The organism is Citrobacter sp. Cc139, from assembly GCF_030334645.1.
Taxonomy (GTDB): domain Bacteria; phylum Pseudomonadota; class Gammaproteobacteria; order Enterobacterales; family Enterobacteriaceae; genus Citrobacter; species Citrobacter werkmanii.
The window spans coordinates 62,749-81,099 of the sequence record NZ_JAOWDM010000062.1 but is presented as its reverse complement, the minus strand read 5'-3'; the positions used below and the strand labels follow the sequence as shown (position 1 = coordinate 81,099).

General features: G+C 53.3%; 17 protein-coding genes. 7 read left to right on the top strand and 10 right to left on the bottom strand.

Annotated elements, in window-relative coordinates:
• Window positions 1-8: 8 nt before the first annotated feature.
• The 7 genes from ureC to ttdA all read right to left on the bottom strand — a co-directional run bounded on the left by ureC (window position 9) and on the right by ttdA (window position 6,318).
• On the bottom strand, window positions 9-1,712 hold the full coding sequence (gene ureC, locus OGV69_RS03930; RefSeq protein ID WP_069324358.1) for an urease subunit alpha: 1,704 nt from the start codon (window positions 1,710-1,712) through the stop codon (window positions 9-11).
• On the bottom strand, window positions 1,705-2,025 hold the full coding sequence (locus OGV69_RS03925; RefSeq protein ID WP_069324357.1) for an urease subunit beta: 321 nt from the start codon (window positions 2,023-2,025) through the stop codon (window positions 1,705-1,707). Before OGV69_RS03925 ends, ureC begins: the two co-directional genes overlap by 8 nt.
• Before the next feature lie 9 nt (window positions 2,026-2,034).
• Window positions 2,035-2,337, bottom strand: coding sequence for an urease subunit gamma (locus tag OGV69_RS03920; protein ID WP_003024678.1), 303 nt, complete (start codon window positions 2,335-2,337; stop codon window positions 2,035-2,037).
• 10 nt (window positions 2,338-2,347) lie between these two features.
• Window positions 2,348-3,172 carry an urease accessory protein UreD gene (locus OGV69_RS03915; protein ID WP_218069355.1) on the bottom strand — a complete coding sequence of 275 codons (825 nt, stop codon included), beginning with the start codon at window positions 3,170-3,172 and terminating at the stop codon, window positions 2,348-2,350.
• Window positions 3,173-3,295: 123 nt separating this feature from the next.
• Entirely contained in the window at window positions 3,296-4,759 is a 1,464-nt protein-coding gene (locus OGV69_RS03910; protein WP_069324355.1) for an anion permease, read from the bottom strand.
• Between the two features lie 48 nt (window positions 4,760-4,807).
• On the bottom strand, window positions 4,808-5,413 hold the full coding sequence (gene ttdB / locus OGV69_RS03905) for a L(+)-tartrate dehydratase subunit beta (protein WP_038633968.1): 606 nt from the start codon (window positions 5,411-5,413) through the stop codon (window positions 4,808-4,810).
• Window positions 5,410-6,318, bottom strand: a complete 909-nt coding sequence (gene ttdA / locus OGV69_RS03900; RefSeq protein WP_069324354.1) for a L(+)-tartrate dehydratase subunit alpha — start codon at window positions 6,316-6,318, stop codon at window positions 5,410-5,412. Before ttdA ends, ttdB begins: the two co-directional genes overlap by 4 nt.
• A gap of 212 nt (window positions 6,319-6,530) precedes the next feature.
• Here ttdA and ttdR point away from each other — a divergent pair, with 212 nt between their 5' ends.
• On the top strand, window positions 6,531-7,463 hold the full coding sequence (ttdR, locus tag OGV69_RS03895) for an L-tartrate utilization transcriptional activator TtdR (protein WP_069324353.1): 933 nt from the start codon (window positions 6,531-6,533) through the stop codon (window positions 7,461-7,463).
• A 47-nt stretch (window positions 7,464-7,510) separates the two neighbouring features.
• Here ttdR and plsY read toward each other — a convergent pair whose 3' ends face one another.
• Window positions 7,511-8,128: a glycerol-3-phosphate 1-O-acyltransferase PlsY gene (gene plsY / locus OGV69_RS03890; RefSeq protein WP_003828443.1), complete on the bottom strand. Its 618-nt coding sequence runs from the start codon at window positions 8,126-8,128 to the stop codon at window positions 7,511-7,513.
• 106 nt (window positions 8,129-8,234) lie between these two features.
• Here plsY and folB point away from each other — a divergent pair, with 106 nt between their 5' ends.
• The 4 genes from folB to OGV69_RS03870 all read left to right on the top strand — a co-directional run bounded on the left by folB (window position 8,235) and on the right by OGV69_RS03870 (window position 11,876).
• On the top strand, window positions 8,235-8,603 hold the full coding sequence (folB, locus tag OGV69_RS03885; RefSeq protein ID WP_038633959.1) for a bifunctional dihydroneopterin aldolase/7,8-dihydroneopterin epimerase: 369 nt from the start codon (window positions 8,235-8,237) through the stop codon (window positions 8,601-8,603).
• Between the two features lie 86 nt (window positions 8,604-8,689).
• Window positions 8,690-9,508 (top strand): undecaprenyl-diphosphate phosphatase, encoded by an 819-nt coding sequence (gene bacA, locus OGV69_RS03880; RefSeq protein ID WP_038633957.1) that lies wholly within the window; start codon window positions 8,690-8,692, stop codon window positions 9,506-9,508.
• Window positions 9,509-9,786: 278 nt separating this feature from the next.
• The gene (locus tag OGV69_RS03875) at window positions 9,787-10,335 is read left to right on the top strand and encodes a hypothetical protein (RefSeq protein ID WP_247672803.1); all 549 of its coding nucleotides are present in this window, start codon (window positions 9,787-9,789) and stop codon (window positions 10,333-10,335) included.
• 62 nt (window positions 10,336-10,397) lie between these two features.
• A complete protein-coding gene (locus OGV69_RS03870; RefSeq protein ID WP_247672802.1) occupies window positions 10,398-11,876 on the top strand; it encodes a glycosyl hydrolase family 18 protein in 1,479 nt (492 codons plus the stop codon).
• A gap of 47 nt (window positions 11,877-11,923) precedes the next feature.
• On the opposite strand, the gene OGV69_RS03865 is transcribed toward OGV69_RS03870, so the two are convergent.
• The gene (locus OGV69_RS03865) at window positions 11,924-13,156 is read right to left on the bottom strand and encodes a multifunctional CCA addition/repair protein (protein WP_069324352.1); all 1,233 of its coding nucleotides are present in this window, start codon (window positions 13,154-13,156) and stop codon (window positions 11,924-11,926) included.
• A 62-nt stretch (window positions 13,157-13,218) separates the two neighbouring features.
• On the bottom strand, window positions 13,219-13,839 hold the full coding sequence (locus OGV69_RS03860) for a TIGR04211 family SH3 domain-containing protein (protein WP_038633948.1): 621 nt from the start codon (window positions 13,837-13,839) through the stop codon (window positions 13,219-13,221).
• Between the two features lie 242 nt (window positions 13,840-14,081).
• On the opposite strand from OGV69_RS03860, the gene OGV69_RS03855 reads away from it, so the two are divergent.
• Together OGV69_RS03855 and glnE are read left to right on the top strand one after the other, a co-directional pair.
• Window positions 14,082-15,383: a CYTH domain-containing protein gene (locus OGV69_RS03855; RefSeq protein ID WP_069324351.1), complete on the top strand. Its 1,302-nt coding sequence runs from the start codon at window positions 14,082-14,084 to the stop codon at window positions 15,381-15,383.
• A 92-nt stretch (window positions 15,384-15,475) separates the two neighbouring features.
• Window positions 15,476-18,316, top strand: a complete 2,841-nt coding sequence (gene glnE / locus OGV69_RS03850; protein ID WP_069324350.1) for a bifunctional [glutamate--ammonia ligase]-adenylyl-L-tyrosine phosphorylase/[glutamate--ammonia-ligase] adenylyltransferase — start codon at window positions 15,476-15,478, stop codon at window positions 18,314-18,316.
• Window positions 18,317-18,351 lie beyond the last annotated feature (35 nt).

Genomic DNA, 18,351 nt, shown 5'->3' with positions numbered 1-18,351 from the left:
CTCACTCCTTAAAACAGGAAATAGCGTTGCGCCATCGGCAAAACGTCTGCCGGGTCGCTGGTAATCAGTTCACCATCAATGCGTACCTCGTAGGTCTGGGCATCGACGGTGATATTAGGCTGCAGAGCGTTGTGGATCATGTCAGCCTTTTTTACCGTCCGGCAGCCTTTGACGACGGCGATAGCGCTTTGCAAATTAAGTTGCTGCGGGACGTTTTGCGCGTCGGCAGCCTGTGAAATAAAGGTCAGACGGGTGTGATGCCGAGCTGCGCCAAGCGCGCCGAACATCATGCGGTAATGCACCGGCTGCGGGGTAGGGATTGAGGCGTTGATATCACCCATCGGCGCGCAGGCGATCATCCCGCCCTTCACGATGGTCGCCGGTTTTACGCCAAAAAAGGCCGGCGACCACAGCACCAGGTCGGCCAGTTTACCGGGCTCAACCGAGCCGACTTCGTGGGCGATACCGTGGGTCAACGCCGGATTGATGGTGTACTTGGCGATGTAGCGTTTAACACGCTGATTGTCGTTGTCGCCGATTTCTTCTGCCAGCGGACCACGCTGAACCTTCATGCGGTGCGCCACCTGCCAGGTGCGCAGGATCACTTCGCCCACGCGCCCCATCGCCTGTGAATCGGACGAGGTCAGGGAAAATGCGCCAATATCATGCAGAACATCTTCGGCAGCGATCGTTTCCCGGCGAATGCGCGATTCGGCGAAGGCGACGTCTTCAGCGATATCCGGATCGAGATGGTGGCAGACCATCAGCATGTCGAGATGCTCGTCGATGGTGTTGACGGTATAAGGCAGCGTCGGGTTGGTGGAGGAGGGCAAAATATTCGGATGTGAGCAGGCGGTGATGATATCCGGCGCATGGCCGCCACCCGCGCCTTCGGTATGGAAAGTATGAATGGTGCGATCGCCGATCGCTGCCAGCGTATCCTCAACAAAACCGGACTCATTGAGCGTGTCGCTGTGCAGCGCTACCTGGATGTCCATTTCGTCGGCCACGGTCAGCGCGCAGTCGATAGCGGCAGGCGTGGCGCCCCAGTCTTCGTGGATCTTCAGGCCAATGGCGCCGGCAGTGATTTGCTCGCGCAGGGCGTCAGGGTTTGAACCATTGCCTTTGCCCAGCAAACCAATGTTAACCGGCAACGTGTCTGCCGCCTGCAGCATGCGGGCGATGTACCACGGGCCCGGCGTGCAGGTGGTGGCATTGGTGCCTGCGGCCGGACCGGTACCGCCGCCGATCATCGTCGTCACGCCGGAAACCAGCGCTTCTTGCGCCTGCTGCGGGCAGAGCCAGTGAATATGCGTATCCACGCCGCCCGCGGTGACGATCTTGCCTTCTCCGGCGATGACTTCTGTTCCTACGCCTATCGGGATTGTGACATTGGGCTGAATATCGGGATTACCCGCTTTGCCGATGGCGAAGATCCTGCCGTCTTTGATGCCGATATCCGCTTTGACGATCCCCCAGTGATCAACGATCAGCGCGTTGGTTATCACCAGATCCACACACGCCTGGGCGCGCATTTGTCCCTGGCCCATACCGTCGCGGATCACTTTTCCGCCGCCGAATTTGACCTCTTCGCCGTAGGTGGTGAAGTCTTTTTCCACCTCGATCCACAAGTCAGTATCCGCCAGACGTACTTTATCGCCGGTGGTTGGGCCAAACATGTCGGCGTACGCCTGGCGGGAAATGTTACTCATTATCTGCCTCCAGCGCGCCCATCACTTCACTGCGAAAACCCACCATCCTTTGTGCGCCAGCGACGCGCACCAGTTCGACTTCGCGCTTTTGCCCCGGTTCAAAACGCACCGCTGTACCTGCGGCAATGTTAAGACGAAAGCCCCGCGTAGCTGCCCTGTCAAAGCGCAGCACCGGGTTCACCTCGTAAAAGTGATAGTGCGATCCCACCTGGATGGGTCTGTCGCCGTGATTTTCCACTACGATCGTGCAGGTTTCGCGCCCCTGATTGATCGCAATGTTGCCTGCTGAGATCTGATACTCACCTGGGATCATTGCCGCTCCTTAGACGATCGGGTTGTGGACGGTGACCAGTTTCGAACCGTCCGGGAATGTGGCTTCAACCTGAATATCCGGGATCATCTCTGGTACGCCTTCCATCACCTGATCGCGGCGCAGCACGTGACGCCCGTCTTCCATCAGCGCGGCCACGGTTTGCCCGTCGCGCGCCCCTTCCATAATGAAAGCGCTAATCAGCGCCACTGATTCCGGGTAATTCAGCTTCAGCCCGCGGGCCAGGCGACGTTCTGCCACCAGCGCGGCGGTAAACAGCAACAGCTTGTCTTTTTCTCTGGGGGTCAGTTCCATAATGGGCCTCTTAGGTTTGCCAGATTCGCGGTAGCATGGGCGCTTTGTGTGTCAGCAGCGGGCGCAGAAATTGCCAGATGTCACGCATAACGCGCTGAGCAATCAGGTTGTCGTTCGCCAGAAAGCGGATTGTCAGCAGCGAGTCGTTAAGCGTTGCCCCGGCATAATCCCCCAATGGCGTAAGCCGCTCGCGCGTTCCCTCCAGCATGTGTTCATTGGCCGGGTAACACAGCAACGTACCAATCCAGGGATGATGTGCGACGCCGCTCAGATTCCCTGCCTGCACCTGCAAACGCTCTATCAGTAGCGGTTGCCCATCCCGCCACACTTCCAGACGGTTTTGTAGCGTGCCGTGGCTGAACGTTTCCTGCATGACAGGGCGTCCGAGACACAGCAGATCCCAGGCCAGCAAATGGCTTGCGGACGTCAGATGAAATACGGACTGGACGGTGGCATTAGCGCCGGGAAAGAAGATCGTATCCTGCGGCAGCCACTCCAGCGTGGTGTGCGGGGCGAGCGTGAAATGCTGGCGTAGCAACGCCTGCGGCCCACGGCTGCGATAAAATTTTCCCGCGCCGGGCTGAGTGATTAACGCATGGCTGTTTTCATCGAGTGATACGGAAATATGTAGCTCATCCCCGCCGACGATCCCGCCAGGTGGATGAAGCAAATAGAGGTGACATACCTCTTCTTCGGGATAAAACGGACGTTGAACCGTCAAAGGTCCATAGTGACGCGCCGAGGCGAGCACCGTTTTGTGCCCGGTGCGGGTAAAGTGCAGATCCAGTTCGGCCTGCCAGCCTCGTGTGAGTGTCTCGTGCGCCAGCGTGTCCAGAGCGTTTCCCTTATCAGCATGAGGGTGTTTGCGTACAAAAAAGTATGCCTCAGCGCATCGGGAAATCGATCATATGAGAAGCTTATGGATAAAGGGGCGACAAGACGTCGCCCCAATGGGATTTTACTGTAAAACGAGAGGCATCCAGACCAGACCGGTGATCACCAGCAGCACGAGGAAAATCAGGCCAAAAATAGCGCCCAGCCGCCAGTAGTCAACCGTTGGCAAATAGCCGCTGCCGTAGTAGATAGGGCTTGGGCCGGTGGCGTAGGGGGTCAGAATACTGCCCAGGCCAATAGCGGCGCCGACCATCAGGCAGAAGACCGGCAACGGGATTTCCGGCATCGCCAGCGCGGCGGCGATCATCATCGGCGCAAGGGCGGAGGTATACGCCGTGGCGCTGGCAAAGAAGTAGCGCAGTAAATAAAAGACCACGATAAGCGCCACCATCACCATGATCGGTGAATAGCCGCTCAGCCCGTTTGCCAGTAGCTTGCCGAACCAGGTAATAAAACCGGTGTTATTCAGCCCGGTCGCCAGGGTTATTAACGAGGCCAGCCAGAAAAAGACGTTCCATGCGGCTTTATTGCTGACGATGTCATCCCAACTGATGATGCGCAGTACCAGCATCAATGCCACCACGCTGTAACCGACCATTGCGGCGTCAATATAATCGCCACCGAAGATCCACAACACCAGCGCGCCGACCATCAGCCCGAGCATCTTTTTCTCACGTGCGCAGAGCGGTCCCATCGCTTTTAATTCTGTATCCGCCCAGCGCGGCACCTGATCGCCGGATTTCAGCACCGGCGGGTACAACACATACGCCAGCCAGGGCACGATCAGCACCAGTAAAATGCTCAGCGGCAGCATACCCAAGAACCAGTCGCCCCAACTGAGCGCCGTATGAGATGCGCCTTTCATCAGGCCGATCAGCAGCAGGTTCGGCGCCATCGCCGTTAAGAAAATCGCGCTGGTGACGCAGTCGGCGACAATGCCCATCCACATGATGTAGGAGCCAATAGAACGTGAACTGGCGTCATTGGGCTGTGAGTTATACAGCGGCGGCAGGTTGCGGATAATCGGGTAGATTATCCCGGCCCCGCGCGCGGAGTTGGAAGGCGTGACGGGGGCGAGGATAAGCTCGGAGAACATCACCGCGTAACCGAGGAATAACGTCCGGTGCCCCATCTTTTTCACTAACATCAGCGCGATACGCCGACCGAGACCGGTTTTCTCATAGCCGGTACCAAACATAAAGGCCGCGAAAATCAGCCAGATCACCGAGTTAGAAAAGCCAGAAACGGCCCACGACAGCGATTTGGCGGTAAATTTAAAACCGTCCTGCGCGAGTTGTTCCGGGCTGAACAGGATCCACGGTGAAAGTACGGCGATGATCGAAATACCAATCATCGCCACGACCGCGCCGGGTACAGGTTCCAGAATGAGCCCCACAATCACACCGGTAAAGACGGCAAAATAGAGCCAGGTGTGGCTCTCAAGACCGGTGGGGACGGGTAAAACAGCAATAATGGCGATGACCACCAGCGGAGCCAGGTATCGCCACCAACCAGCTAAAGGTGCCATTGTGATATCCCTGCGAAAGGGGAGAGGCTCTGTGCCTCTCCGGAAGGGTTATTTGATGTAGTGCACGTGCTCGCAAATCTCTTCCACGATGGGATCGCGGCGTTCAGCGAACAGCTTTTTGTTTTCGGCGATCAGGTTGTTGCCGTGGGTGTCGATGGACACAATCAGCGGGCCGAACTCTTTGACCCGGCATACCCACAAGGATTCCGGCATGCCCAGCTCCGTCCAGTGCACTTCTTCAATCTCTTCAACCTGAGTGGCCGCCAGTACGGCGCAACCTGCCGGGAAGATCACATGCAGCGCTTTGAACTGCTTGCAGCCTTCTTCTGTCAACGGTCCCATACCGCCTTTACCGACCACCAGCTTGACGCCGGTCTGCTCGATAAACTGTTTCTCAAAAGCTTCCATACGCATACTGGTGGTTGGACCGACGGAGACCATCTCCCATTTATCACCGTTCTTACGCACGATTGGGCCTGCGTGGAAAATAGCCTTGCCGTTCAGGTCATAAGGAATTGGGCGCTTCAGTTCGATCAGGCGACGGTGACACACGTCGCGGCAGGTCACCAGCGTACCGCTCAGGTAAATGACATCGCCAACGCGAATATCTTCCAGATCTTCGGCTTTAATCGGGGTGGTGAGGATCTTTTTCATAACGCGCTCCGGGTGTGAGACAGATTTTCGAAGGAGAGATCAGCATGAACCAACAGCGTGCCGCGACGGTGCGCCCAGCAGCCGGTGGAAACAGCAACGCCGATAGTCGACGGGTGGCGCGCGGCGGATTCGATATGCACGCCCATCACGGAGCTATTGCCGGTCAACCCCTGCGGACCAATGCCCAGTCGGTTAAGTCCTTCTTCCAGACGCAGTTCCAGTTCGGCCGCTTTTGGGTTGGGATGACGTGAGCCGATAGGACGCAGCACCGCTTTACGGGAAAGCACTGCGGCAGTTTCTACTGAGGTGGCAATGCCTACGCCCACCAGCACCGGCGGGCAGGCGTTAACGGCCAACGTGGAGATATTTTCGAAGACAAATTTCACTACGCCTTCGTAGCCTTCTGAAGGCATTAACACTTTCGAGCGTCCTGGCAGGGTACAGCCGCCGCCTGCCATGTAGACTTCGATTTCCGCGTCATCATTATCAGGAATGATGTCCCAGGTAATCCACGGTACACCGGTGCCGGTATTTTTGCCGGTATTCACTTCGTCAAAAATCTCTACCGCGTTATGGCGCAGCGGCGCTTTGACCGTGGCGTCTTCAACGGCTTGTTTCAGGATGCTTTGCAGCTCACCCAACAGCGGAAAACGGGAACCGACCTTTACAAAGAACATAATCTCGCCGGTGTCCTGGCAGGCCGGACGGTTCAGATCAATCGCTTTCTGCATGTTGTCAAACATAGTGTGGTAGATGATTTTACCCATCGGCGAGTCTTCGCCTTCCCGCAGCTGTTTTAATTTATCCACCACGTCGTCGGGCATACGGGTAGAAATCATGGCGGTAAAGTTCGCGACAATGTTTGTCAGCGTATTTATCGCATTTTGGTTATTTTGATTGCTCATCTTGTAAACTCCAGTTCTTTTATTTTCTGGAAATAAATTCTCCGCCACAAACTATCACTAAAAGTGTGGTTTTATATTATTTGCCACTGTGAATATCCAATTAACAGTTCGTGAATGATGTCCAGGTAAGGCAATAAAAATTGCGCAAAGGCAGGGTTTAATACGCGTGAGGGAATTACACTGCGGTTAACAACATTACGGATATACCGACCATGCTGAACACGTATCCCCTGGCGAAAGACCTGCAGGTGCTGGTTGAAATTGTTCATAGCGGCAGCTTTAGCGCCGCTGCCGCCACGCTGGGGCAGACGCCTGCGTTTGTGACAAAACGTATTCAAATTCTCGAATCCACGCTGGGGACGACGTTGCTTAACCGCTCTGCGCGCGGCGTGGCGTTAACGGAAAGTGGTCAACGTTGCTATGAACATGCGCAGGCGATCCTCGCGGGCTACCAGCATCTGGTTGATGACGTCACGCAAATCAAAACGCGCCCGGCGGGGATGATTCGTATCGGCTGTAGCTTTGGCTTTGGGCGCAGCTATATTGCGCCGGCCATTACCGAACTGATGCATAGTTATCCTGAGTTACAGGTGCATTTTGAGCTTTACGATCGACAAATTGATTTGGCGCAGGATAATATCGATTTAGATATTCGTATTAATGATGAAATCCCTGATTATTATATTGCGCATTTGTTAACGAAAAACAAAAGAATATTGTGTGCGGCCCCGACCTATTTACAAAAATATGGCGAGCCGATGACGCTACAGGAATTAAGTCGGCACGATTGTCTGGTCACCAAAGAACGCGATATGACCCACGGAGTGTGGGAACTGGATAACGGTCAGGAGAAAAAATCGGTCAAGGTAGCCGGGCATCTGTCATCGAACAGCGGTGAGATTGTGTTGCAGTGGGCGCTGCAGGGAAAAGGGATCATGTTGCGTTCCGAATGGGACGTACAACCGTTTCTGGCAAGCGGTGAACTGGTGCGTGTACTTCCGGACTATGCACAGAGCGCCAATATCTGGGCGGTTTATCAGGAGCCGCTGTATCGCAGCGTGAAGCTTCGCGTGTGCGTGGAGTTTCTGGCGACGTGGTGCCAGCACAGATTAGGCAAGCCAGTGGAAGGGTATCAAATCCCGTAGGTTGCAGGCCGGATAAGACGCTTTAGCGCCACCATCCGGCAGTACCGTCACTCAGGATCTCTTTCGCGTTTTTTCTTCAGTTTAGTCCAGATCTTCGGCTCCTGACGGCGCCACAGACGCTGAATGTTGTCATGGTGACGTAGCAGAATTAAGCACGACAACATGGAAACCGGGAAAGTGAACTGGGGATTAAACCACCAGACATAAAAGGGAGCGATCAGCGCGCTGACGATAGCGCCCAACGACGAATAGCCGCTGAGCAAGACGGTCAGCAGCCAGGTTCCCGCCATTACGCCCGTTAAGTCCCAACCAATTGGCGCAATTGCGCCAAAGGCGGTGGCAACGCCTTTCCCACCCTTAAAGCCGAAGAATACCGGCCAGATGTGTCCCAGACAGGCAGCGATCGCTATCAATCCCAGCCAGAAGGGGCTGACGCCTAGCGCATAGGCGCCCCAGACGGGTAACATGCCTTTCAGTACATCGAAAATCAGTACGGCGACGGCGGCTCCCTTACCACCGATGCGCAGCACGTTTGTCGCGCCCGGATTGCCGGAGCCGCTGTCACGCGGGTCCGGCAATCCAGCGAGGCGGCATACCAGAATGGCACTGGAAATAGAGCCGCAGAGGTACGCGAAGATAATCATTCCAGGCGCGATTGCACTCATAAGCTGTTCCGTTTTGAAAATGTCGTGTAAAACGCTACTTCTATGGATAATACGCATATTTCGCCGGAAGTGGTATCCGGGTTAGTCAAAAAGCAGGCGGGTCGTGATGGATATTGTATTTATAGAGCAACTTTCAGTAATCACCACTATCGGTGTTTACGACTGGGAACAAACGATCGAGCAAAAATTGGTGTTCGATATCGAAATGGCATGGGATAACCGTAAATCGGCTAAAAGCGATGATGTCGCAGATTGCCTGAGCTATGCTGATATTGCTCAAACGGTTGTTAATCATGTGGAAGGCGGACGTTTTGCTCTGGTAGAGCGCGTAGCGGAAGAGGTGGCAGACCTCCTGCTGAGTCGCTTTAATTCCCCATGGGTGCGTATCAAACTCAGTAAGCCTGGCGCGGTGGCGCGTGCGGCAAACGTCGGGGTTATCATTGAGCGTGGCAATAATCTGAAAGAAAATAATTAATTTAATAATTTCTAAAACTAACAGGTATAAAAGGGTCCTTTCGTCGGCTCTTTTTTGCCGTGGTTTCTTTATGTAGGGGTTTATTGATGAGTGATATGCACTCGCTGCTGGTGGCGGCAATTTTGGGTGTGGTCGAAGGTTTGACGGAGTTTTTACCCGTTTCCAGTACCGGCCATATGATTATTGTTGGCCACCTGTTGGGTTTTGAGGGTGATACCGCAAAAACATTTGAAGTGGTGATCCAACTGGGCTCTATTCTGGCCGTCGTGGTGATGTTCTGGCGACGCCTGTTTGGCCTGATTGGCATTCACTTTGGCAAAGCCCCACACGAAGGTACTGGCAAAGGTCGGTTGACGCTGGGTCATATCCTGCTCGGGATGATTCCGGCCGTTGTCCTGGGGCTGGTTTTTCACGATACCATCAAATCGCTGTTTAACCCGATCAACGTGATGTATGCGCTGGTGGTAGGGGGCCTGCTGCTGATAGCCGCAGAATGCCTGAAGCCGAAAGAGCCGCGCGCGCCGGGGCTGGATGATATGACCTATCGCCAGGCGTTTATGATCGGTTGTTTCCAGTGTCTGGCATTGTGGCCGGGTTTTTCCCGCTCCGGGGCGACGATTTCTGGCGGTATGCTGATGGGGGTGAGTCGTTACGCGGCATCTGAGTTTTCTTTCCTGCTGGCGGTGCCGATGATGATGGGCGCGACCGCCCTGGATCTCTACAAGAGCTGGTCTTTCCTCAGCGCGTCAGATATTCCGATGTTTGCAGTCGGTTTCGTGACAGCGTTTATCGTGGCGCTGGTGGCGATCAAAACCTTCCTGCAACTGATTAAACGCATCTCGTTTATTCCGTTTGCGATTTACCGCTTTATTGTGGCGGCCGCCGTCTATGTGGTCTTTTTCTGAATAATTTGATGAAAACATCCTGTTTGTTTACAGGATGTTTTCATTTTTAAAATGAATAATCCGCTTTAATTAATATACTGTATATAATTGTTGTGCCAGCATTCTATGGTACAGATGATTTATATAGGGAATTAATTCATCACTTTAATCTTATTTTTAATTAAACACTGCATAAAAAGTTGTATGCTTTATTTGCTTTGTTAAATAATGTGACTGCAGCAAAGTTAAATTTACATATATTTGTTTCTTAAATGGATGGCGTTTGAATGGAGTAAGTTATGAAATTAAACAAGATTGCACAGTCAGTTATTTTTGCCGCCATAGGGGTTCCTTTCCTGGCATCTGCGGCTTCTGTTACGCATAACGATGATACCAATAGTTTTTCTGGCCTTGATGCCTGGATGATGATTTCGAAAGATTTGGGAAATACCTGGGAAGCCTATACTGACGAAAGTCAGAATAACTTTCCGGGTTCAACCTATGGGATTATTGCTGCCAAGGATGAGCTTGCTATTATATCTCAGCCTTATGATCCAAACTCTACCTATAGAGGTGGAGAGAAAGTTCGCTTCCTGGGCTATTACTGGACGGCGCAATGGTGGGTTGATCAAGGGGTTAGTCCTTCCACGGATTCTGTATGGAAAAAGGGCGATAAAGTCAATTTTAACATTTACTCAGAATTTCAGTTTACCCCTTATACAGGGCAGAAAGTGGAAGAACTGCAAAATAGTGAGAAGAAAAGGGTTAAATCACAGCGCAAAGTGATTGGTTATTTTCCTGAATGGGGGGTTTACGAGGGGCATAATTACTTTACCCCGATAAGGTGAACTATAAGGGCCTGAGCCATCTTAACTATGGTTTTGCCGTAGTTAAAAACGGTGTAGTGACGATGCATGATACTACGCAGGCGCCTAATTTAATGCGTGAGCTTGACAAGCTTACAGAAAAAAATAATGTCACGTTTATGCTTTCTGTTGGTGGTTGGGATAACTCACAGGAAGGCGTGTTTGAAGCGGCAACTCGCACAGATGAAGGCGTTGAGAAGTTGGCGAACAGCATGGTCGATTATGTCCATGCATGGAATTTTGATGGTCTGGATATTGACTGGGAGTATCCGGACAACGACAGTGAAAAAGCGCAGTTTACTAAACTTATCAAATCATTACGCACCAAGCTTGATGAGCAGGGGCGCAAAGACGATAAGTACTATCAACTTTCTGCCGCTGTCACAACCAACCATAACAATGTGGCTTATATTAACCCGGCTGTCACCGCAGATTACCTCGACAGTATCAACGTGATGGCATACGACATTCACGGCGCTTTTGATGCAAAAACGGGCCACAATGCTCCGCTTTTCGCCAATCAAAAAGATGACGATCAGAAGTTGAATGTCTCCTCTGCGATGAGTGAATATGCGGATGTTTGGCAGATTCCTAAAGAAAAATTAATGATGGGCGTTCCATATTACGGAAGAGGATGGGGGTCTGTTCCTGCTACACAAATTGAAGCGGGACTGCCGGGGCTATTCGCGCCGGGTGAGGCGTCTGTAAAAGGCGCATGGGATGATGAGGGGCAATATACTGGCACCAACCCGTGGTATGTTCTGAAAGAAAAACTAGCCAGTGGCGAATACAAACGGTATTGGGATCCGCAGTCACATGTTCCTTATTTATATAGCGTAGGCAGTCAGGAATTTTTAACCTATGATGATCCGCAATCTATTCGTGAAAAAGTAGATTACATCAACCAGCAAGGATTTGGTGGTGCGATTATCTGGGATATCAGTGGCGATACGGCAGATTATGAGTTAGGGAATATTGTTGATGATATTCTGACTACCTCAGTTGCAAAAGAGAAAGGTGCAACGCTCTACACTGATATAAATTATCTTGGTGATGATATTCAGACTAATGATGATATTTCATGTTTAGCCGATGTTAAATCCGCAACAGGCAAAAAAATGAATGACACTATCTCTTCAGTAAAAATTGCTGAGGGTAGTTTGGGGGTGAATGCTTTTACAAACTGTAATTATTCGGGGACAAAAATAGCGCTTCTGGAAAGTAAATCCGCGCTGAGTAGTGGTAATAATGCGATATCATCCGTAAAAATTATCAAGTCAATTGCTTACGAGGACTACGGACTGGAAGGGCGTTCTCTTGTTATGGATGGTGACATTAAGGATCTGTCAACTTACAGCCTCAATGATGCGCTATCTTCAATTCAGGTCGCTCAGGGTTACAAAGCCCGGCTATATGCAAACGGGAATTATAAAGGCAATTATATCGATATCACGGCCGGCAGTGCCGCAATACGTGATGGCTTTAATGATAAAGTTTCTTCTATTCAATTTATCAAAGAATAATTCCGCCTGATAAGAGCTCAACTTGCCCCTTTACAGGGGCAAGTTTTTTAACCGATCGCCTTTTCTTGCTTCCAGGTGGCCACCGCCGCAATACGACGACGGGTCAATTCCTCGCGAATCGCCTGACCTTTGAATCCTGCCTCAACGACGTCTTTCGTTGGCACCGCCTGCGCAACCTGCCAGGCTTCACGCAACAGCCTGCCTTGCGGATAATCCGCCGCTTCAAAGCCGGTACGCCCACGCACGTCTGCCTCGCTGGTCAGAGCGATTTGCTCCACGCGCTGTGGTTTACGCCAGGCATCAATGGAATCAAACAGCTTAACGATGGTTTTTGGCTGCAGGATTGGGAAGGTATGAATGAGATCGTGGAACTCCGCCACCAGTTTGGCTAAATCACGGATGTCATTTGGTACGCGCAGGCGTTGACACAGTTGCTCGACCAACTTGACGCCCGCCGGGCCATGACCGTGATGGCGTGGCCACAGCGCTTTAGGCGTTAATGCTTTGCCAAGATCGTGGCATAACGTGGCAAAGCGCACGTCGACCTCGGGGCTTAACATGGCGGCCATCGACAGCGTCATCAGGGTGTGAATACCGGTATCGATTTCCGGGTGCCACTTCGCGGGCGCTGGAACGCCGAACAGGGCATCAACTTCAGGAAACAGAACGCGCAGCGCACCGCAGTCGCGCAGAACCTGAAAGAACACCTGGGGATTACGGGTAGTTAAGGCGTTTTCCGTTTCTTTCCACACCCGCTCTGACGTCAGATGTTCCAGTTCACCGGCAGCGGTCATGTCGCGCATCAATGTCATGGTTTCGTCAGCGATACGAAAACCGAGGTGCGCATAGCGGGCAGCAAAGCGCGCCACGCGCAGTACGCGCAGCGGATCTTCGCTAAAGGCGGGAGAAACATGGCGCAGCAGACGGTTTTGCAGATCGCTGCGTCCGTTATACGGGTCGATAATCTTCCCGTCGTCATCGCGGGCTATTGCGTTGATGGTCAGGTCGCGACGTTGAAGATCGTCCTCCAGCGTTACATCCGGCGCGGCGTAACAGGTGAATCCGGTATACCCCGAGCCTGATTTACGCTCGGTTCGCGCCAGCGCATACTCTTCCCGGGTTTGCGGATGCAGAAATACGGGAAAATCGCGGCCTACCTGCTGGTAGCCCGCATCGAGCATTTCTTGTGGCGTGGCGCCGACAACGACCCAATCTTTATCTTTAACCGGTAGCCCTATTAACGCATCCCGAACAGCACCACCGACCAGATAAATCTTCACGCCACTTTCCTTTTGAAAAAAATCATCCCTTAATCATATGTCAGTGTGGCGGAGAAGGCGATTCAGTTCATCCAGCGATCTTTGCGTTTACGGCTTGGGATCATGTGCGGCAGAACCAGGCCGAGCAGCAGACCAAGACCCAGCACGCCGCCGCCGTACATAAACCACTGCATGATGATGGTACGCTGTTTGTCATCAAGCTGCAGGTTGGCTGCGCTCACCTTCTTTTGCGCCACGATAAGTTCGTTTTTCAGCTTCTGATTTTCTTGTTTCAGCCCGTCGATCACGCTGTCGCTTTGCGACACTTTTTGCTGCATATCGGCGGTGCGCTGATTCCACGTAGTATCGATATTATTGAGCTTATCTGTCAGCGTCTTAACCTGGTTTTCCAGATCGGGAACGCGGGTACGCAGGCTTGGCGTACTGTTCAGCTCTTTCAGTGGGATCCAGGCGGTACGTCCGGTGCTGTCTTTCACCTGGGCATAGTTGGTGTTGGCATCGGTCTGTAATAGCGTGACTTCCTCGCCGGCGTTAACCGTACCCACGAGGCGATAATTATCTCCCGGACCGCTGCGGACCCAGGTGTTCAGTTCGTCAGAGACATAGCGCTTTTCTTCGGCATGTGAGACTGCAGTGGCGCTAAGTGCGAGTAAAGTTAATCCAATCAGGCGTAATTTTGGCATCAGGCTGTCGTTATTGTCATAGAAAGTGGAACGATAGTAGTGGCATCAGTGTCTCTACGCAAAGCATTCGACATCAATCGGAATCATCTGTGTCCTTTTTGCCACCACCCGAAACTTTTACGCCCGTCAAATTGCTCGTTGCATGGCAATTTGGCGCAAAATACTATCTACTTGACCATTAAGAACGAACTTAGTTCGCAGTCAGTTTTCTCAACTGTGACATAACCCATAAGTACAAGACCATGGCCCAGGAAATCGAATTAAAATTTATCGTCAATAGTGATGCTGTAGATGCGCTACGTGAGCGTCTGAATACGCTGGGAGGAGAGCATCACGCGCCCAGTCAGTTGCTGAATATCTACTACGAAACGCCGGATGCCTGGTTGCGTGGTCACGATATGGGCCTGCGTATTCGCGGTGAAAACGGTCATTATGAAATGACCATGAAAATTGCCGGACGGGTAACGGGCGGTCTGCATCAGCGACCAGAATATAACGTTGCGCTGAGCACGCCTGAGCTGGATCTCGCCCTGTTTCCCGCTGAAGTCTGGCCTGATGGCAAGCTACCCACGGAACTCGCTTCTCAGGTGCAGCCGCTGTTTAGCACCGATTTTTACCGTGAAAAATGGTGCCTTGATGTTGACGGTAGCCGGATTGAGATAGCCCTCGACCTTGGGGAAGTGAAAGCGGGCGAGTTTGCTGAACCTATCTGTGAGCTTGAACTGGAACTGCTAAGCGGCGATACCCGTGCGGTATTGAAGCTGGCAAATCAGCTGGTTTCGCAAACCGGTTTACGTCAGGGCAGCCTGAGCAAAGCGGCGCGTGGCTATCATTTGGCTCAGGGGAATGCGCCGCGTGAACTCAAACCGACGCGCATTTTGCGGGTTCCGGCGAAGGCGAGCATCGAGCAAGGTCTGGAAGCGGCGCTGGAGCTGGCATTATCCCAGTGGCAGTACCATGAAGAGCTGTGGGTACGCGGCGTCAAGGGGGCGAAATCCGAGGTACTGGCGGCAATGGACCTGGTGCGCCACATTCTGATGCTGTTTGGCGGTAATGTGCCACGAAAAGCGAGCGCTCACTTACGTGATTTGCTGACCCAGTCGGAAGCAATCATGGCGTCGGACGTTTCTGCCGTTTCGGCGGTTTACAGCACACAAACGGCGATGGCAAAACTGGCGCTGACCGAATGGCTGGTAACCAAAGGATGGCAGCCGTTCCTTGATGCGAAGGCGCAGGGTAAAATTGCCGACTCCTTTAAGCGTTTCTCAGATATTCATCTCTCGCGCCATGCCGCCGAACTGAAAACCGCTTTTGCTCAGCCGCTGGGCGATCGCTATGCCGATCAGCTTCCACGCCTGACGCGCAACATTGATAGCATGCTGATGCTGGCGGGATATTATGAGGAAAATGTCGCCTCGGAATGGATCGCCAACTGGCAGGGCCTGCGACACGCCATTGCGGCCAACCAATATATAGAAATCGAACACTTCCGTAATGAGGCAATCGCGCTGGAACCGTTCTGGCTGCACAGCGGAAAACGATAATCAGGGTTGAGATCGGGATGCCTGATGGCGCTGCGCTTATCAGGCCTACAAGGCCATATCTTGGGCCTCAATACTCAAAGGATGTCCCATAAATGAAGCAGCTCTCTTCACCGTTACAGCAGTACTGGCCGACCGTTGTTGAGCGGCTGCCAACAGCAATATCTGAGTCCTCGCTTAGCGTGCAGGCGAAGTCAGTGCTTACATTCAGTGATTTTGTTCGCGACAGCCTTATTGCCCATCCTGAATGGCTGGTCGAGCTGGAAAGCGCAGCGCCTCAGGCCGACGAATGGCGACACTATGCCGCCTGGTTACAGCAGGCGTTGACCGACGTCAGCGATGAAAACACGCTGATGCGTGAGCTACGCCTGTTTCGCCGTCGCATTATGGTGCGTATCGCGTGGGCGCAGACGCTGTCGCTGGTGACGGAAGAGAGTATCTTGCAGCAGCTAAGCCATCTGGCTGAAACGCTGATCGTTGCCGCGCGTGACTGGTTATACGCCGCCTGCTGTCGCGAATGGGGAACGCCTTGTAATCCAGAAGGTGTTGCGCAACCGCTGCTGATTTTAGGCATGGGGAAACTGGGCGGCGGCGAGCTGAATTTTTCCTCCGATATCGACCTGATTTTTGCCTGGCCGGAGCACGGCAGTACGCAGGGCGGGCGACGCGAGCTGGATAACGCGCAGTTCTTTACCCGTATGGGCCAGCGGCTCATCAAGGTCCTGGATCAGCCCACAATGGATGGCTTTGTTTATCGGGTGGACATGCGCCTGCGCCCATTTGGCGACAGTGGTCCACTGGTGCTGAGCTTCTCCGCGCTGGAGGATTATTACCAGGAACAAGGCCGCGACTGGGAACGTTATGCAATGGTCAAAGCCCGCATAATGGGCGATGCCGATGGCACTTACGTCAATGAACTCCGCGCCATGCTGCGACCGTTTGTCTTCCGTCGTTATATCGATTTCAGCGTGATCCAGTCTCTGCGTAACATGAAAGGGATGATTGCCCGTGAAGTGCGCCGTCGCGGACTGAAGGACAACATTAAGCTGGGGGCGGGCGGTATTCGTGAAATCGAATTTATCGTGCAGGTATTCCAGCTTATTCGCGGCGGACGCGAGCCGTCGCTGCAATCCCGCTCACTGTTACCGACGCTGAGCGCCATCAATGCGTTAAACCTGTTGCCAGACACCGATGCGGAGCAACTGCGCGCCGCCTATCTCTATTTACGCCGTCTGGAAAACCTGCTGCAAAGCATCAATGATGAACAGACCCAGACGCTGCCGGGTGATGAACTGAATCGTGCGCGGCTGGCGTGGGGAATGAACGTTGATGACTGGCAGCAGTTGACCGATGTGCTGGCGAGCCATATGCACAGTGTGCGACGGGTATTTAACGAACTAATTGGCGATGACGAAGCCGAAACACAGGAGGAGTCGCTGTCAGAACAGTGGCGCGAACTGTGGCAGGACGCCTTACAGGAAGATGACACCACGCCGGTGCTGACGCATCTGGCGGATGACGATCGGCGACGCGTCCTGTCGCTGATCGCGGATTTCCGCAAAGAGCTGGATAAACGCACCATTGGCCCACGCGGACGCCAGGTGCTGGATCATCTAATGCCGCATCTCCTGAGCGATGTCTGTTCGCGTGACGACGCCTCAGTTCCGCTATCGCGCATTACGCCGCTGCTGGTGGGCATTGTCACCCGTACAACCTATCTGGAGCTGCTGAGCGAATTTCCCGGCGCGCTCAAACACCTGATTTCACTCTGTGCCGCCTCGCCGATGGTCGCCAGCCAGCTGGCGCGCTATCCGCTGTTGCTCGACGAGCTATTGGATCCGAACACGCTGTATCAACCCACGGCGACAGATGCCTACCGTGATGAGCTGCGCCAGTATTTACTGCGCGTGCCGGAAGATGACGAAGAGCAACAACTGGAAGCGCTGCGCCAGTTTAAGCAAACGCAGCTGTTGCGTATTGCCGCGGCTGATATCGCCGGAACGCTGCCGGTGATGAAGGTGAGCGACCACTTAACCTGGCTGGCGGAAGCTATGATTGATGCGGTAGTCCAGCAGGCGTGGACGCAGATGGTCGCTCGCTACGGGCAACCCACCCATCTTGGCGATCGCGAGGGACGCGGTTTTGCCGTGGTCGGCTATGGCAAGCTGGGCGGCTGGGAGCTGGGTTACAGCTCGGATCTCGATCTGATCTTCCTGCACGATTGTCCGATGGATGTAATGACGGATGGCGAACGTGAGATTGACGGGCGACAGTTCTATCTGCGTCTTGCGCAGCGCATTATGCACCTTTTCAGTACCCGTACCTCCTCCGGTATTTTGTATGAAGTGGATGCGCGGCTGCGTCCGTCCGGTGCGGCGGGGATGCTGGTAACATCAGCGGATGCTTTCGCCGATTACCAGCGTAACGAAGCCTGGACATGGGAACATCAGGCGCTGGTGCGCGCGCGCGTAGTATACGGTGACCCCCAGTTGACCTCTCAGTTTGACGCGGTGCGTCGCGATATCATGACCCTCGTCCGCGACGGAAAAACCTTGCAAACCGAGGTGCGCGAAATGCGTGAGAAAATGCGTGCTCATTTGGGCAATAAGCATCGCGATCGTTTTGATATCAAAGCGGACGAAGGCGGCATTACCGATATTGAGTTCATTACGCAATACCTGGTGCTGCGCTATGCCCATGAAAAACCGAAGCTGACGCGTTGGTCGGATAACGTGCGCATTCTGGAATTACTGGCGCAAAATGACATTATGGAAGAGCAGGAGGCGCTGGCGCTTACCCATGCTTATACGACGCTGCGTGATGAACTTCACCATCTTGCCTTGCAGGAGCTTCCGGGCCATGTGGCGCCAGAGTGCTTTGAGGCTGAACGTACGCTGGTGCGCGACAGCTGGCAGAAGTGGCTGGTTGCCGAGTGAAGTGTGCTATTATCGCGCGCAAATTTTAAGACCCT

Coding starts and splice junctions, on each gene's coding strand:
- ureC (WP_069324358.1), bottom strand. CDS start 1,712: ATGAGTAACATTTCCCGCCAGGCGTACGCCGACATGTTTGGCCCAACC.
- OGV69_RS03925 (WP_069324357.1), bottom strand. CDS start 2,025: ATGATCCCAGGTGAGTATCAGATCTCAGCAGGCAACATTGCGATCAAT.
- OGV69_RS03920 (WP_003024678.1), bottom strand. CDS start 2,337: ATGGAACTGACCCCCAGAGAAAAAGACAAGCTGTTGCTGTTTACCGCC.
- OGV69_RS03910 (WP_069324355.1), bottom strand. CDS start 4,759: ATGGCACCTTTAGCTGGTTGGTGGCGATACCTGGCTCCGCTGGTGGTC.
- ttdB (WP_038633968.1), bottom strand. CDS start 5,413: ATGAAAAAGATCCTCACCACCCCGATTAAAGCCGAAGATCTGGAAGAT.
- ttdA (WP_069324354.1), bottom strand. CDS start 6,318: ATGAGCAATCAAAATAACCAAAATGCGATAAATACGCTGACAAACATT.
- ttdR (WP_069324353.1), top strand. CDS start 6,531: ATGCTGAACACGTATCCCCTGGCGAAAGACCTGCAGGTGCTGGTTGAA.
- plsY (WP_003828443.1), bottom strand. CDS start 8,128: ATGAGTGCAATCGCGCCTGGAATGATTATCTTCGCGTACCTCTGCGGC.
- folB (WP_038633959.1), top strand. CDS start 8,235: ATGGATATTGTATTTATAGAGCAACTTTCAGTAATCACCACTATCGGT.
- bacA (WP_038633957.1), top strand. CDS start 8,690: ATGAGTGATATGCACTCGCTGCTGGTGGCGGCAATTTTGGGTGTGGTC.
- OGV69_RS03875 (WP_247672803.1), top strand. CDS start 9,787: ATGAAATTAAACAAGATTGCACAGTCAGTTATTTTTGCCGCCATAGGG.
- OGV69_RS03870 (WP_247672802.1), top strand. CDS start 10,398: ATGCATGATACTACGCAGGCGCCTAATTTAATGCGTGAGCTTGACAAG.
- OGV69_RS03860 (WP_038633948.1), bottom strand. CDS start 13,839: ATGCCAAAATTACGCCTGATTGGATTAACTTTACTCGCACTTAGCGCC.
- OGV69_RS03855 (WP_069324351.1), top strand. CDS start 14,082: ATGGCCCAGGAAATCGAATTAAAATTTATCGTCAATAGTGATGCTGTA.
- glnE (WP_069324350.1), top strand. CDS start 15,476: ATGAAGCAGCTCTCTTCACCGTTACAGCAGTACTGGCCGACCGTTGTT.